The 16480-nt window shown below is 38.3% G+C and carries 14 protein-coding genes; 2 read left to right on the top strand and 12 right to left on the bottom strand.

From position 1 onward, the window contains the following. Positions 1-21: 21 nt before the first annotated feature. The 10 genes from CLOS_RS11240 to CLOS_RS11285 all read right to left on the bottom strand — a co-directional run bounded on the left by CLOS_RS11240 (position 22) and on the right by CLOS_RS11285 (position 11922). Positions 22-1014: an ABC transporter ATP-binding protein gene (locus CLOS_RS11240; RefSeq protein WP_041719290.1), complete on the bottom strand. Its 993-nt coding sequence runs from the start codon at positions 1012-1014 to the stop codon at positions 22-24. Further along, positions 992-1972 (bottom strand): ABC transporter ATP-binding protein, encoded by a 981-nt coding sequence (locus CLOS_RS11245; protein WP_012160004.1) that lies wholly within the window; start codon positions 1970-1972, stop codon positions 992-994. The genes CLOS_RS11240 and CLOS_RS11245 overlap by 23 nt, the downstream gene beginning before the upstream one ends. Positions 1973-1993: 21 nt before the next feature. Continuing rightward, on the bottom strand, positions 1994-2944 hold the full coding sequence (locus CLOS_RS11250) for an ABC transporter permease subunit (protein WP_012160005.1): 951 nt from the start codon (positions 2942-2944) through the stop codon (positions 1994-1996). Between the two features lie 20 nt (positions 2945-2964). Continuing rightward, a complete protein-coding gene (locus tag CLOS_RS11255; RefSeq protein ID WP_012160006.1) occupies positions 2965-5358 on the bottom strand; it encodes an ABC transporter permease subunit in 2394 nt (797 codons plus the stop codon). Between the two features lie 225 nt (positions 5359-5583). Further along, positions 5584-7848, bottom strand: coding sequence for a heavy metal translocating P-type ATPase (locus CLOS_RS11260; RefSeq protein ID WP_012160007.1), 2265 nt, complete (start codon positions 7846-7848; stop codon positions 5584-5586). Positions 7849-7862: 14 nt separating this feature from the next. Next, the gene (locus tag CLOS_RS11265; RefSeq protein ID WP_012160008.1) at positions 7863-8231 is read right to left on the bottom strand and encodes an ArsR/SmtB family transcription factor; all 369 of its coding nucleotides are present in this window, start codon (positions 8229-8231) and stop codon (positions 7863-7865) included. A 229-nt stretch (positions 8232-8460) separates the two neighbouring features. Continuing rightward, positions 8461-8958, bottom strand: coding sequence for a hypothetical protein (locus tag CLOS_RS11270; protein ID WP_041719970.1), 498 nt, complete (start codon positions 8956-8958; stop codon positions 8461-8463). A gap of 92 nt (positions 8959-9050) precedes the next feature. Further along, positions 9051-10475 carry a sensor histidine kinase gene (locus CLOS_RS11275; RefSeq protein ID WP_012160010.1) on the bottom strand — a complete coding sequence of 475 codons (1425 nt, stop codon included), beginning with the start codon at positions 10473-10475 and terminating at the stop codon, positions 9051-9053. Next, positions 10472-11173: a response regulator transcription factor gene (locus tag CLOS_RS11280; RefSeq protein ID WP_012160011.1), complete on the bottom strand. Its 702-nt coding sequence runs from the start codon at positions 11171-11173 to the stop codon at positions 10472-10474. The genes CLOS_RS11275 and CLOS_RS11280 overlap by 4 nt, the downstream gene beginning before the upstream one ends. Positions 11174-11316: 143 nt before the next feature. Further along, positions 11317-11922: a DUF3298 and DUF4163 domain-containing protein gene (locus tag CLOS_RS11285; protein ID WP_012160012.1), complete on the bottom strand. Its 606-nt coding sequence runs from the start codon at positions 11920-11922 to the stop codon at positions 11317-11319. A 185-nt stretch (positions 11923-12107) separates the two neighbouring features. Here CLOS_RS11285 and rd point away from each other — a divergent pair, with 185 nt between their 5' ends. Both rd and CLOS_RS11295 read left to right on the top strand, forming a co-directional pair. After that, a complete protein-coding gene (rd, locus tag CLOS_RS11290) occupies positions 12108-12269 on the top strand; it encodes a rubredoxin (protein ID WP_041719295.1) in 162 nt (53 codons plus the stop codon). A 173-nt stretch (positions 12270-12442) separates the two neighbouring features. Next, positions 12443-13342, top strand: coding sequence for a DMT family transporter (locus CLOS_RS11295; RefSeq protein ID WP_012160014.1), 900 nt, complete (start codon positions 12443-12445; stop codon positions 13340-13342). Here the strand turns inward: CLOS_RS11295 and yihA are convergent, their stop codons facing one another. Both yihA and lon read right to left on the bottom strand, forming a co-directional pair. After that, positions 13343-13969, bottom strand: coding sequence for a ribosome biogenesis GTP-binding protein YihA/YsxC (gene yihA / locus CLOS_RS15940; RefSeq protein WP_012160015.1), 627 nt, complete (start codon positions 13967-13969; stop codon positions 13343-13345). After that, positions 13970-16309 (bottom strand): endopeptidase La, encoded by a 2340-nt coding sequence (gene lon / locus CLOS_RS11305; protein WP_012160016.1) that lies wholly within the window; start codon positions 16307-16309, stop codon positions 13970-13972. Positions 16310-16480: the final 171 nt, after the last annotated feature.

Raw genomic sequence — 16480 nt, forward strand, 5'->3', positions numbered from 1 at the left:
AACTTTAGGATTATTTTGTGCTTAAATTTGAGAATGTTCCAGCGTCACCTCAAACAAATGACAGGCAACGCTGTGTCCATTTTCAGTGGATAACTGCGGTTCCTTATATTTACATACATCCATACAGTATTGACATCGAGTATGGAAGGAACAACCAGAGGGTATGTTCAGTGGGCTGGGTATTTCATCTTTTAATCGTATTCGTTCCCTTTTAACATCGGGGTCCGGTATAGGGGAGGCGGACATCAGTGCCTTTGTATAGGGATGCTTGGGAGAGCTAAAAACGTGGTCTACGGGACCAATCTCTACGATTTTTCCTAGGTACATCACAGCAACTCGGTCGCTCACGTGCTTGATGACATTGAGCCCATGGGCTATGAATAAGTAAGAGAGCTTAAATTCCCTTTTCAATTCCATCATCAAATTTAATATTTGAGATTGAATGGATACATCTAAAGCAGACACCGGCTCGTCGCATACGATAAATTTCGGCTTTGTAGCAATAGCCCTAGCAATTCCAATTCGCTGCCTTTGTCCCCCACTAAATTCATGTGAAAATTTTTTAGCATCCTTTGCAGATAATCCTACCATATTCAATAGTCTTACACACTCTTTTTTATATTCCAGTGGAGAGATGATTTTATGGATACTTAAGGGTTGCGTCAAAATATCTCCAATGGTCATTTTGGGGTCTAGGGATGCGTATGGGTTTTGAAATATCACCTGGATATCCCTTCTCATTCTTCGAAACTCCCTGTCATGAATATTGCTGATATCTCTTCCTTCAAATAATATCTTTCCAGAGGAAGGCTCTATCAGCTTCAAAATCAGCTTTCCCGTTGTAGTTTTTCCACTACCAGATTCTCCAACCAGCCCTAGGGTTTCTCCTTCATCAATATGAAAGCTGATGCCATTCACTGCACAAACCCTCGCCATTTCAATTTCAAGGATCGGCGTATTTAGTGGAAACTGTTTCTTTAGCTCTATTACTTCAATTATCTTCACAGTGACCATCCTCCTGTAGCCAGCACCTTACGGCGTGGTTATCCTTTACCTTTATGAGCGGGGGTAACTCCTCCCTGCATTTTTCCATCACCTTTGGGCATCTTGTAGAAAACCTGCAACCCTTTGGAAAGTCTGTAGCATACGGCACATTACCCCCAATGGTATAGAGGGTATCTGCCCTGTCATCAATTCTCGGTATGCATTGGATGAGCCCTTGCGTATAAGGATTCCTTGGGTTTTTAAACAAATCTCCCTTATCACTTTCTTCCATAATCTTGCCGCAATACATGACATATACTCGATCTGCCATTTCTGCTACTACCCCTAGATCGTGGGTGATTAAAATCAAGGACATCTTGGTTTCCTGAATCAGTCTTTTTAAAAGTTCCAAGATTTCTGCCTGAACAGTAACATCCAGCGCTGTGGTCGGTTCATCTGCAATAATCAGCTCTGGATTACACACAATGGCCATAGCAATGATAATCCTTTGGCGCATTCCACCACTAAATTGAGCGGGATAATCTTTATACCGTCTCTCCGAATCCGATATGCCGACGGCTTCCATGATCTTGATGGCACCCTTTTTTGCCTCTGCCTTAGATTGTCTCTTGTGTATAATCAACACTTCCGCGATCTGATCGCCAATGGACAGCATGGGGTTTAGAGAGGACATAGGCTCTTGATAGACCATACTGATTTTATTTCCTCTGACGCCTCGCATCTTTTTCTCCTTATATTGAAGAAGGTTTTCACCATGAAATAAAATTTCCCCACCTTCTATTTTTCCCGGAGATCTCACAAGTCCCATAATAGACAGTGCCGTTACACTTTTTCCGCTGCCCGATTCTCCTACGATGGCTACAACCTCTCCTTCATCAATATAAAAGCTGACATCATCTACTGCTGGAATCCTTTCATTTTCTATTTGAAAATATGTTTTTAATTCATTCACTCGTAATAGGCTCATTACTACCTCCCATTTGCAATATTAGTTTTTCAGCTTCGGCAATAATATCTGCCGTAGGACATCCAGCACCGTATACAGCATGAAGTATAGAATTCCTAGGACTACGGCAAAGCTGATTAAAGCAATGGTTGTACTACCGTCAGCTGCTGGCCTTGCATAAAAATCCATAATCTCAAAGGTCACACCGGGAAAATAAAATAAACGTTCTACAATAAACAGGGCAGAAAATAGAATAGATACAATCGCTGGAAATGAGGCGATTAGATCTGTGATTACATTCCGCATACTATGATTGAATATGATTCTACGCTCCGAGCACCCCTTCCCTCTGGCTGTCAGTATATAATCCTTGTCATAAACCGCTTCAATTGAAGTCGATGTAATCCGAGCGATATAGGCTACAGGGATCAAAGATAGCGCTAGAATGGGATATAGATAATTCGTCCAATGTTCATATCCAATATGCATGATTGGGCCTATGCCAAATAAAGTAACTTTATTTTTATATAAGTAAAAACCCAGCATCTGCACCAAGCTTATGACCAATACATCGGGTACCGACAGGGGGATCAGGGTCTGTAGTAACTTAAAATCATCATATTTTTTATTTCTTCTGCTATCAAAAATTCCCTTTAAAATTCCGATCCCAGTTGCTAGGGTCAGGGAAATAAATAAAACCACCATACTTCTTCCTAAGGATGACTTGATGGCATCCCTCACTGAAATACCTTTTCTGTAGATCATAGTTTTGAAATATTCTCCTGAGGATAAACCCTTCACAGATTTTAATATCTCATTTTTATAGACTTCAAAATCCATACTTTGTATGAAGTTCCCTTTGTTGTCTACGGTTTGAACTCCTAAGTCTGGTGAAATATTGATAATGGATACGATCAAAAGCAAGATTAAAAATAGATTGAGGATATGAACTGCAGCCTTTCCAAGTATTTTTCTAACAATAACCTTATTCATGGGCATCTCCTTTCTACAACTTACTTAAAATGTGGGTTCATGGTAATCAGATCAATAAAGAATTGTCCCATGGTCTCCATTTGCTTTTTATTGATATCCGCTACCCTGTCTTTGTCTGTATCCATAAAATAGTTTGCATTGCCTTCTGCTGAGATTTTTAGATATAAATTTTCTCCGATATTGTAGAAACTTTGGCTGTAAGGAGATCTGGATACAAACTTTACTTTTTTTCCTTTCAGCCCTTTATGAATATCCTTTACCATATCATAGGTGTCTACTTTAAAGAGTGTTGTACTTTTAACGTCGATGCCCAGGACTTCGTCATTGCCGATATAACCAATATCGAAATAGTATACTTCATGGTACCTCTGATCAAAAATCCGATCGTAAACATTATAATGTTTGCTTCCTGCACTGGACAGGGTTTCTCCATCCCAGAATGCAAAGATAATGGTTTTCTTCAAAGGCTCTTTTATTTCAGAAAGAACTCGAGCAATCTCAAGATTCATGGCGGCTCTAGAGGCTCTGATGGCACTTGCTCTACCATCTAATATTCCTGTGCCATCATAGGATGCTCCGATCATAATCACTTCTTTTTTATGCTCTATATCATTGGGTCTATCCCAATCTGCCCCTGGTAAAACCGCAAATATATTCCTACCATTATTAGAGGATAGCTTAGGTGGCTTTATTTTAACTTCAACAGTATATTTATTGCTGGAATTCAATTTTTCTGCAAGGCTTCCTTTTGCCGATATGATGTGATTTCCTCTAAGGAATGTGGGCATAATTTGGGGACTATATTCTTCAAAGGTAGCAAAGGATATGTAGCTTAATAACTTTTCACTGGTATTCCTTCTAAAGATTTCATCCAGTAAATATCCCGTATTTTTAAAATTTGAGACATGGATCAGTGTGAAATCCACACCATTTTTTATCATTGACACATATTCATTGACATCATTTATGGGCACGCCATTGAAGCTTATATATCCATCGCCATCCATGAAATCTTCTTTTCCGATATCCCTTCTGCTAAAAGTAGTGATTTCAAAGTCCTTATGAAGCTGATACGTCACGATTTCTCCGCTACTATCTTTCAGATGGATCATTGCATCTTCTACAATAGCTGTTTCATAGAGATTTTCATACCAGCTATCCTTTATGAGTGGAAAATTTTGTACATAATGGACTCCGTCATAGGGCTCCAATCCGTATTCCATTAGCTTTGACACAATATATTCCCCAGCCAAATAGTTTCCCTCATGACCAGCCAATCGCCCTTCATATTCAGGCTTTACCAGTTCTTCTAAAACGCTGATGGCCTCATCCATCTGAAAAGCGTATACGCTCTTAGGCGGAGGCATATACACGTAGGTCAGCAGAATAATCACAGACAGGGTTTTCATAATCACAGGTTTATAATATTCTTTAAACCTTCGCAGCTGTAACCAATAGATTCGTGGTGAAAAAATGAATCCAAAGTTTCGGATCATGGATACGGCTTTAGAAGTTCTCTTTTCAAATTCTATTTTAAGTCCTTCTCCCGTTAAGTTAAAAGCTAATATGCCCACTGCAAATGCAAGGGCTGGATAAAGACCGACCCAATACTTACCGATTTTGTTATATAAAAGCATTTGAGATAGCATGGATGCCCATTCTGGCTCTACAGCAGAGAACCAGCGGGGCGTCGTCCCTTCCATTGGCATCACTGGCATTCTAGGTCCAATAAAGATGCCAAAGATACTCAATTGAGAAAGTAAAAAAATAACCAACCCCACCTCTATAAAAACGAAGCTGATCAGAGAAGGGACCAAATGGGGCAGCATATTCTGAACAGCAATCTGCAATTTACTTTTACCAACGGCAATCTCACCCTCAATAAACTCCTCATTCATGATCTTACTTGCTTTTTCTTCGATTTGCCTCGCTAGCTTACTCCATCCCAATACCGACAAAACAACAGCAAATACAATGGTGGATTTTTCTACGGAAAGCGTGGTAATATACTTTATGTTTAAAATAAAGAAGGATAGAAATAGGATTGGAATGGCAGTGAAAATCGTGTTAAAAAAACGAATGATGTAGGAAAGCATTGTAACACCAATACCAGCGCCGAGACCCATTGGAACGGCAATCAGCAGTCTGAACAATACAATTAAAATCGCTGCTTTCAGCGTTGTTCTCGTTCCATAGATGAGCCTTGCATAAATATCCCGACCTAATTCATCGGTACCCAATATATTTTCACCATCGGGCTTTGTTGGATGGCCTTCTATACTGGTGGTTGCGAATCCATTTTCATTTGTTGTTTTTATCAGCTTGAATTGTGTCGTCGTCGTAGGATCGATCTTTGTAAATAGTTTTGGAAAAAAAGATACTGTAAACAAAACAATCAATAAAAAAACACCCATACCTAAAGGGAAATTAACTTTTTTCAACTCATCACCTCGACAATTATTAAATTGTATGAATTTTCGAACCTCTTGCTTATTTCTACACGCTTTATTTTTTTCCTTTATTTACTTGAAATTTTATTCTCTACAACCTTATTTTCCACAATCAAAAAGTAGAACTTTTATACCCTACAAAAATAAGACCTCCGAAGAAGTCTTATTTTCAAAATGTTGAATACCACTTTATAGATCTTTTACATTTAAAACCCTCATGGAATTTAATATGGCAATTAATGCTACGCCTACATCTGCAAATACGGCTTCCCACATTGTTGCAAGACCACCTGCACCTAGCACCAGCACAATAGCTTTTACGATAAAAGCAAAGGCAATATTTTGCCATACGATCCGTCTCGTTCTTTTTGCAATTTTGATTGCACTTACTAATTTCATCGGTTCATCGGTCATTAAAACAACATCTGCTGCTTCTATGGCGGCATCGGAGCCTAATCCACCCATGGCAACACCAATGTCCGCTCGTGCCAGTACTGGAGCATCATTGATTCCATCTCCAACAAAAACAAGCTTTCCTTTCTCCGACTTTTGTCGATCCAGCATTTCCAGCTTTTCAACTTTTTGATCTGGTAAGAGCTCTGCATAAACTTCATCTAAACCTAGTTCACTTCCAACTCTTGTTCCTACCAGCTTATTGTCCCCTGTTAGCATCACTGTCTTTTTCACACCGATATTTTTTAACACTTTTATCGCTTCTTTAGCATCTTTCTTAATCTCATCTGAGATAATAATATGGCCTGCAAAGCTTCCATCCACAGCCATGTATACGATTGTTCCGATGGCTTCTGCAGGATGGTACGGTATGTTGAACGATTCCATCAGTCTGGCGTTTCCAGCTAAAATAACCTTCCCCTTCACTTTGACCCTAATACCGTGTCCTGATATCTCCTCATAGCTTTCAATTTCTTCTTTATTTATTGTTTTTCCATATTCATTTAGTATGGATACTGCAATGGGGTGATTGGAATAGCTTTCTGCAAAAGCTGCAAACTCCAATAATTCTTCCTTTGAAATATTGTTTGGCTGTATCTCGGTCACTTTGAATACGCCTTTGGTGAGAGTCCCTGTTTTATCGAATATAACGGTTTCAACATTATTTAATGCTTCCAGATAATTTCCGCCCTTTATGAGGATGCCGTTTTTAGATGCACCGCCAATACCTCCAAAAAAGCCTAGAGGGATAGAGATTACTAAGGCACAAGGACAGGAAACTACAAGAAAGATGAGGGCTCTATAGATCCACTCTGAAAAAGTGGCCCCTTCAACAAATAACGGAGGGATTAGGGCTAAGCCTAAGGCCGCATATACCACTATTGGGGTGTAATATCTTGCAAACTTTGTAATGAAGTTTTCTGTAGGCGCTTTTTTTCCACTGGCATTTTCCACCAGATCTAAAATTTTTGCTACCGTTGAATCCTCAAAGCTTTTCGTTACTTCAATGACTACGACCCCATTTTTATTGATAAATCCACTTAAAACATTGCTTCCTTTCTGAATTTCCCTCGGCACCGATTCGCCCGTTAAGGCAGAAGTATCCATCATGGTTACACCTTCTATCACAACGCCATCTAAAGGTATTTTTTCTCCTGGCTTCACAATGATATAGTCTCCAACTTGGACTTCCTCTGGTGACACCTTTTTCTCACCATTTCCAATTTTAAGATTGGCATAGTCCGGTCGAATATCCATCAACTCTGCAATGGATTTTCTAGAACGGTTTACGGCGATATCTTGGAAGAGCTCTCCGATCTGATAGAACAGCATAACGGCAACACCTTCAGAAAACTCACCGATTGCAAAAGCACCGATTGTAGCAATGGCCATTAAGAAGTTTTCATCAAAAACTTGGCCCCTCAATATATTCTTTGCCGCTCTCAGTACCACTTCTCCTCCAATAAGGATGTAACTAGCAAAGAACAGTATGAATTCCATCGTATTTGACACTTTGAAAATAGCAGCCATCGCAAAGAGTAGGGCTCCAATTCCTAAACGAAGATATTGGGTTTTGTGATTTCCATTGCCATGACTATGCCCATGGTCGTGGTCATGTCCGTGACTGTGGTTATCCACCCTATGTCCCGGTTCTTCTTTGTGACTATGACTATGCCCCTCAGAATGATCGTGATCGTGGTCGCAGCATTGACCATGGCTGCTATGGTTCCTATGAATATTCTTTCTAGCTTTACTTTTTTCTTTAACTAGAACGTCCGGCTCTAATTTTTTTACGATGTCTTTCATTTTATGAATAATATCTTCTATTTTTTCTAAGCTATTTGCTTCAATCACTAAGGTTTTAGTGACAAAATTTACATGCGCAAACTGTACCTCTTCCAATTCATTGACTCTCGTTTCTATTTTAGAAGCACAGTTTGCACAATGTAATCCTTCTAAAATAAATTCTCTGCGAAGTCCATCTTTAATTTCTGATGACATATGATTTCCCCCATTTATTTGTGATTGATATGAATAAAACCTTGCTCGAATATATTTTTAACGTGCTCATCATCTAAAGAATAATATACGACCTTTCCTTCTTTTCTAAATTTAACTAATCCTGCTTGCTTTAAAACCCTTAGCTGATGGGAAATGGCAGATTGATTCATGCCCAATAATATAGAAATATCACAAACACACATTTCCGCTTCAAATAATGCATGTAAAATTTTAATTCTCGTCGTATCACCAAATACTTTAAATAACTCCGCTAAATCATATAGCTTCTCTTCCGGTGGCATTGCTTTCTTTACCTCATTCACTACATCCTCATGGATCACACTACAGCTGCATGTATCTAAATGAACTTTATTATTCGACATCCTATGACCCTCCTTTTATATATGAATATGTATTCATATGTTCATTTATAGTATAGTATGCTTTTCTATCTTTTGCAACAGTATTTTTAGAAAAAAATAAAACCATCTCAAATCTTTTTAAATGGCTTAAGTAAAAAATCCATGGATAAAGAAATTTTTCGATTTCTTTATCCATGGATTTTTCGGTATTGATTCTATTTGTTCAAATTTCCCTGTTGCTTCTTCTATGCTAATATTGATAGCGCCCCATCATATGACCTCTACCATAACCTCTACGTCCACCCATCATAGAATTATGCATGTTCACCATATCTTTATCGTCTACAGATCTCCTTCTGCTCCACATATGTCCGTATCCATTTTGATTCATAAGTTGAATCATTTCTTCATAATCTTCCTTGGATAGATTGTTCATATACTCATGCATCGCTTCGTAGTCGCCTTCTTCCATCCATCTTGCCATGTCTTCGAAACCAGATGCTCTCATAGTTTCAATCATATCTTCATTATCCCAGCAATGATTATAATAATTTCTTGCTCCTATGGGCCTATTTCTGTCATCTTTAATCGCTTTACCATCGTCTTCTGCTCTTACGGCTCTATTCATTTGAATCTGCGGTTCATTGTTCACTAGCCTTTCATTAGAGTTCTGCGCAAATGAAAAGCCTCCAGCAGATACTACAGCAATCATCGCAACACTTGTTAAAGCTAAAATTTTCTTTTTCATCATTTCTTCCTCCTCTTTCATATTGGATACCCCTATTATAGGAAAAGATTTTGAAGAAAATATGAAGATATCTATTTTTTTAGATAAAATCTCTATTTACTTTTTTCTTTTGGCAATCTTATTATAAATTTTGTTCCTTTGTTTTTTTCACTTTCTACTATAATATTTCCGCCGTGTGCTTCAACCAAGGTTTTTGTAATAGACAATCCAATCCCAGCACCCCCTGTTTTTCTATTTCTAGAGGCATCGCCTCTATAAAACCTTTCAAATACATAGGGAATATCCTGCTGGTCGATTCCCATACCCGTATCTTTAACAACAATCTCCACTTCATCTTGGTTTTCTAACAATTCAACAGTTACAGTTCCTCCTGAGCTCGTAAACTTAAAAGCATTGGAGATCAAATTCACCACAGCCTGCCTTATTTTATTCTTATCGCCATAAATTTCGATGTTTTCTTTTATATTGCGGTTCAATAGAACTCCTTTTTCTTGGAATTGGTATTGAAAGCTTGTCACTACTTCGTTTAAATCTTTAGATAAACAGTATCGATGAATTTCTAAATCTAATTGATGATTCTCTATATCTGTTAGATGCTTTAATTCATCTACCAGTTTAATCAGTCTGTGGACTTCAGCTTTACATATTTCCAGCTTATCCTGAGTCGGTTCCCATACACCATCACTAATGGCTTCGATATGGCTTTGGAGGATGGTCAAAGGCGTCCTTAATTCATGTGAAATATCAGAAGTCAATCGTTTTCTCAGTAGCTCTTGTTCCTTCAAGGATTTTGAGAGATGATTGATTGAAACGGAAAGATCCCTCAGTTCTATGATATTACCCGAAGTCATCACCTCCGTATCCAGCTTTCCCTCTCGAATATCATTGGCAGACTGGGTAATCCTTAATATGGGCACTAAGAAAATTTTAGAGGAATAGACGCCCAGTAAAATGGTAGCGGCAATGGATATCATGGCGCCATAAAGTATGGCGTTGTTCACGCCCTTGGTAAACTCTATATCACTTTCTGAAATTAAGAATGGACCCACTTGGCCAATTGTAATACTACCAATCCGCTGGTTATCCACCACCATATCGTATTGATCTACAACATAGTTTTCCTCTCGAAGATTTTGCTCCTGGATGCTCTGACGATTCCTTCGCATCATCCCGTGCCCCATTCTGTTCCTCATTTCATTGTGCATTTGCACCATGGTATTCTCCATACTAGAGGTAAAGACAAGGTTATTGTCCGCATCCTTAATCTCTATATCAAAGTTGCGAGTCAGCGAAGAGTTTCTAATTTCGTTGAAGGTTCCTTTTGTCCAACCGTTGTTTGAAGCATAGGATTCTTTAACCAGCTGGAGGAAACTCTCTAACCTTTTTTCTTGCTCCTTTTCCATATAGGTATCAAAATTTTTCAATATGGTTCCATTGGCAATGATGCTCACTAAAAGAATAGAAAAAACAGCACCACCTAGGATCAATAGGGTTAGCCTCGTTCTAAGGCGATTCATAGTTTCAGCCCTCCAGCAAACTTATAGCCTGTCCCATATACGGTCACAATATATTTGTTCTGCTCATCGTCAATTTTCTGCCTAATATTTTTGATATGGGTGTCAATGGTTCGGTCATAGCCCTCATAATCATAGCCCAAAATTTTAGTGACCAATTCTTCCCTCGTAAATATCTTCCCTGTATTTTTCGATAGTAAACTGAGGATCTTATATTCCGTACTGGTTAGATCGATTAGTTTTCCTTTTTTTCGCACTTCTAATTTATTGAGATCAACAGTTAAATCCTCATTGGAAAAGCTCAATATATTTGCCTTAACGGTATCCTCTCCCAGCCTTCTCCATATTGCATTGACTCTGGCCACTAGTTCTTTTGGGCTGAATGGCTTAATCATATAATCATCTGCACCAATATCCAAGCCATAGATACGATCTGTAAGATCAACCTTTGCTGTAAGCATCAATATAGGAACCTGAGATTCAATGCGAATTTTTTTACATATTTCCTCACCGGATAAGTCTGGAAGCATTAGATCTAAAATAACAAAATCAATCGAATTTTGATGAAATCGTTCTATGGCTTCATTTCCATTGTAAGCCGTAAAAACATGGTATTTTTCCTTCTCTAAATAGCTTTTAATCACATTGACGATATCTTCTTCATCATCTACTACAAGAATATTCCTGCCATCCGTTTTCATTGTTCCACCTCATTTTGCAGATCTATTTCGATCCACTATACTATAATATCCAGTATTCTTCAATACTGGATATTACATTTATTCTACCCTATTTAAAGAGACAAAATCATCCTTTTTACTTCTTACGATCTCTTTCTAATTTTCTAATAAAGCATTCTTCCTAAAGGCCCATCTTCATTGATGATATCTTGAATCGTGTAAACGGATATCGGGAATTGAGGAAAACCATAGGCGTACGGTACCAATTCATAAAGCTGAAAATATAGGACCAAGATTTTATCTGCAATATAAAAGTCTTGATTCGGTTTAATTGCGCAAAATTCTTCTATCACTGGAATATCTCTTTCCCTTATTTGCACCTTAATCAGCTCAGATAATACTTTGACATAATTACTTCCCGGTTTAAATAATTGACTTAAGCTGTACTCTTCTCCTGTTTCTACATTAAAAGTAAGGGATTTCATAATGGTCATGCCGTGGGCACCGCCAGAAAATGCGTAATTGCTCAATGTTAAGCTCAGAATTCCTCGCTGGTTATTTTTGATTTCGAAATAGCCTGTAATTGTCGTTTCAGTATTTTTATAATATCCTTGATCTTCTATCATCTGGTACACTAAATTTAATATGGTATTGTTCATCTTTTTCTGCACATTGATATCCGAAATTCCACCTATCGATGGATAGTATACCTCTAATTTGGGCATCGTTAGTTTCATTGTATTGATACAAACAGGAAACCTATTGTCCATCATCTTTCACCTCTCTATTCCATACTATAACTACACTACATCTTATGATTCCGTCTCTAAAAAGTTCTATAAAAACAGGTGAATGCATATTCTTTTTTGTTTAGTATTGCATAATAATGGGTATAATGGTAATGTTAATAGGTAAACACTTTAAGTAAAACCAATTTGAGGAGAGGAGACTGATAATTATGAAATACGTATGTATACCTTGTGGTTATGTGTATGATCCTGAAGTAGGAGATCCAGATGGAGGAATCGCTCCAGGAACAGCTTTTGAAGATATCCCTGAGGATTGGGTATGTCCAGTATGTGGCGTTAGCAAGGACATGTTTGAACCTGAAGAGTAATCTTACATAAAACTTGTGAGTAAAGGAAGAGTCATTCTTCCTTTATTTTTTTATGCAATAAAAAGTCCCCAGGTCCTCTATAAATTTTATCTTACAGCATATGTTAATCCCAGTGAAAATCGTATATAATTAGAGTTAGTCATAGAATAAAGGCATAAGAAAGGGGTCATTGGATGTCAAAACAACTGAAGGCAGATTTAGCCCTATTGGCGGTTACTTTAGCTTGGGGTTCGTCTTTCGTATTAACAAAAAATGCATTGGACCATATCGCTACTTTTAACTTTTTAGCGATCCGTTTTATTCTAGCAGCAATAGTATCTGCAATTATATTTTATAAAAATATCATAAAAGCCGATAAGAACAGCATCAAATACGGTATGATGATCGGTGCCATACTTTTTACAGGGTATGCACTACAGACAACGGGACTCCAGTATACATCTGCATCTAAATCCGGATTCATCACCGGTTTTTCTGTGGTGATCGTTCCTGTTCTATCTGCTTTGTTATTAAAGATCAAACCAAATAAATATGCAGTCATTGGCGTTGTATGTGCCATCCTGGGCCTGGGATTTCTAACATTGGATTCCTCTCTATCTTTGAACAGTGGCGATTTATTGACTTTAATTGCATCTTTCATGTTTGCACTCCATATTATTACGGTAGGCAAGTACACCGTTGCAGTGGACTCCATCACTATGGCCATCGTACAGATCGGGACCGTTGGCGTATTGAGCTTAATCTTTAGCTTTGCTATAGAGCAGCCAATACTACCCACTGGAAAAGAAATATGGATACCCATGTTTATTCTATCCATTGTTTGCACTTCCGTCGCCTTCATCGTTCAAAATGTAATGCAGAAATTTACTTCACCTACACATACTGCCCTTATTTATTCTGGAGAGCCCGTTTTTTCTGCAATATTTGCTTATTTCGTCTCCAACGAAATACTGACCAGAAGAGCTATCTTCGGATGTGCATTGATTTTAGCAGGAATGATTGTATCGGAGTTGGATTGGTCCTCAATTTTTAACAAAGAAAAAAGTGAAAAAATAGAAGAAGCTGTAGAGTAATTAATACTCTTCAGCTTCTTCTATAGTTATGGGTAAATTATTTGCTATAAATATTTCTTCAATACTATGCCATAGCTTGTCGATCCCTTCTCTCTTTAGAGAAGATATCGGTATGATTTTGTCCTCTGGCGACATGCCAAGCTTTTCTCGAATCATCTTAAAATGCTTTTGATAAGCGCCTCTGGATATTTTGTCTGATTTTGTGGCGATAACGATGGAACCGTATCCATAGTGCTTGATCCAGTCATACATCATCTTATCGTCTGCTGTTGGCTCGTGACGAATATCCACCAATAAAATTACCTCATAAAGATTCTTTCTAGAGCTTAAATATGTCTCCATCATTTTGCCCCAGGTTTCTTTTTCTCCTTTGGACACCTTTGCATAGCCATAGCCAGGTAAATCTACGATATGGAATTCATTGTTCACGATATAGAAATTAATGGTTCTTGTTTTTCCTGGGCTGGCACTGACTCTCGCTAGCTTTCTCCTTTTGAGAATGGTATTGACTGTTGAAGATTTTCCAACATTGGATCGACCTGCTAAAGCAATCTCAGGAAGTCCATTCTCCGGATATTGCTTTGGAGCAACGGCACTGATCACGATTTCCGAACTAATTACCTTCATCTATTCCGCTCCTTTTAACGCATGCTCTAGAACCTGATCCATGTTTTCTGCAATGACAAATTCTAGTTTGCGTTTTACATTGTCTGGAATCTCATCAAGATCCCGTTTGTTATCCATCGGTATAATAATTTTCTTGATGCCTGCCCGATTAGCTGCAAGCACTTTTTCTTTTAATCCGCCAATGGCTAAAACTCTACCTCTTAAGGTTATTTCTCCCGTCATGGCCACGTCTTTATATACCGGCGTGTTGGTAAGGGCAGAGATTACAGCAGTAGCCATGGTAATACCAGCGGAAGGACCATCTTTTGGAATCGCACCTTCCGGAATATGAATATGAATATCTAAAGTTTTATGGAAATCAGGATCGATCTTTAATTCCTCAGCCCTTGAGCGGATATAACTGATTCCTGCTCTGGCAGATTCCTTCATCACGTCGCCAAGACGACCAGTCAGTACAAGCTTTCCGTCGCCCTTCATTAGAGTAACCTCAATAGATAGAGTATCACCACCGACCTGAGTCCACGCTAAGCCTCGTACAATACCTACTTCATCCTTTTGGTTTGCCATTTCATATCGGTAGACAGGATTTCCTAAATACTTTCCTAAATTGTTCGGTGCGATACGAACGGTAGTCAATTTTTCTTCCACAACACGCTTCGCTACCTTACGACAAATATTCGCAATCTGTCTTTCTAGGTTTCGAACGCCGGACTCTCTCGTATAGTAGTTGATCACGTCTCGAATGGCCTTTTCAGAAATCTGTAGGTTTTCAGGCTTTAGTCCGTGTTCCTTAATCTGCTTTGGCAATAAATATTTCTGCGTGATATTATATTTTTCTTCCTCAGTATAACCTGCGATTCGAATGACTTCCATACGATCTAACAGTGGCCCCGGTATGGTATCCAAGCTGTTGGCAGTGGTAATGAACATAATCTTTGACAGGTTAAAGGGAATTTCCAAATAATGGTCTGTAAAGCTATTGTTCTGCTCTGGATCTAAAACCTCTAACAGTGCAGATGCTGGATCTCCTCTAAAATCGCTGGCAAGCTTGTCAATCTCATCAAATAAAAACACAGGGTTCTTGCTACCAGATTGTCTGATAGAAGAAATAATTCTGCCCGGAATGGCACCTACATAGGTTCTCCTATGACCTCTAATTTCTGCTTCATCCCTTACGCCACCTAAAGACATTCGAACAAATTTTCTATTCAAGGAGCGGGCAATGGACTTGGCAATGGAGGTTTTCCCAACTCCAGGAGGTCCAACGAGGCAAAGAATCGGCCCTTTCATTGATTTTGAAAGCTGACGAATGGCTAGATATTCTAGTATTCTTTCCTTTACTTTCTCTAAACCGTAGTGATCCTCATCTAATATCTCTGCAGACTTTTTCAGATCCAGCTTGTCCTTAGTTTCAGTATCCCAAGGAAGGCTTAAAATCCAATCGATATAGCTTCTGATCACACCAGTTTCTGCTGAGGAAGGAGAAAGTCTCATGAGGCGATCGATTTCTCTCTCAACCTTTTCCTTAATATCCTTTGGAAACTTAATTTTCTCTAGCTTCTGTTTATATTCATCGATTTCTTCTACCAGGTCTTCATCGTCCCCTAGCTCTTTTTGTATCGCCTTTAATTGCTCTCTCAAATAATGCTCTTTCTGCATTTTATTGATTTGGTTTTTTACTCTGTTGTTTATTTTTTGCTCAATCTCTAAGATTTCAACCTCTTCTAATAAGATTCGATACAGTGTTTCCAATCGAAGCTTTGGATCGAATTCATTCAATATTTCCTGCTTTGCAGCCGGTTTTAATAAAAGATTGGATGCGATGGTATCGGCCAATCTTCCAGGCATGTCGATTTCAGATATGTTCAGTAGAATTTCTGGGGAAACCTTGTTGCTCACATCTATGTATTCCTCGAAGGCATCTAAGACACTACGCATTAAAGCATCGACTTCTTTATTCTTCTCTACCTCTAGTTGATAGTTCTGCTCTTCTACATCCACAAGATAATAGGGACTTTCTTGTACCAAATTCACTATTTTGGCTCTAGCTATACCCTCCACCAATACTCGAATGGTATCACCCGGCAGCTTTAGCATCTGTTTGATTTTTGAAACTGTACCCACATCATAAAAATCATCGGGCTTTGGGTCTTCTATTTCCGCTTCTTTTTGTGCAGCCAAGAAAATTAATTGATCGTTGACCATTGCCTCTTCTAAAGCATTAATCGAAGCTTCTCTTCCTACATCAAAATGCAATACCATATATGGGAAAATTGTCATTCCACGTAAGGGAATTAAGGGCAGAGTTCGTACTTTTTTGCTGCTTTCATTTATTTCCATTTCATCATCTCCTAACTTCTTCTAAATTTACAGGTTGGATATATGATTCAAAAATTACTTATCTTTTTAGCAGTTGATTAATATTATATCCTTTAATCCATCTTTTTTCAATATTTTACCCGAATTCCTATGAATATATCAACAAATCACAGCCTGGCTACTCAAATTTGT

It is taken from the genome of Alkaliphilus oremlandii OhILAs, assembly GCF_000018325.1.
Taxonomy (GTDB): Bacteria; Bacillota; Clostridia; order Peptostreptococcales; family Natronincolaceae; genus Alkaliphilus_B; species Alkaliphilus_B oremlandii.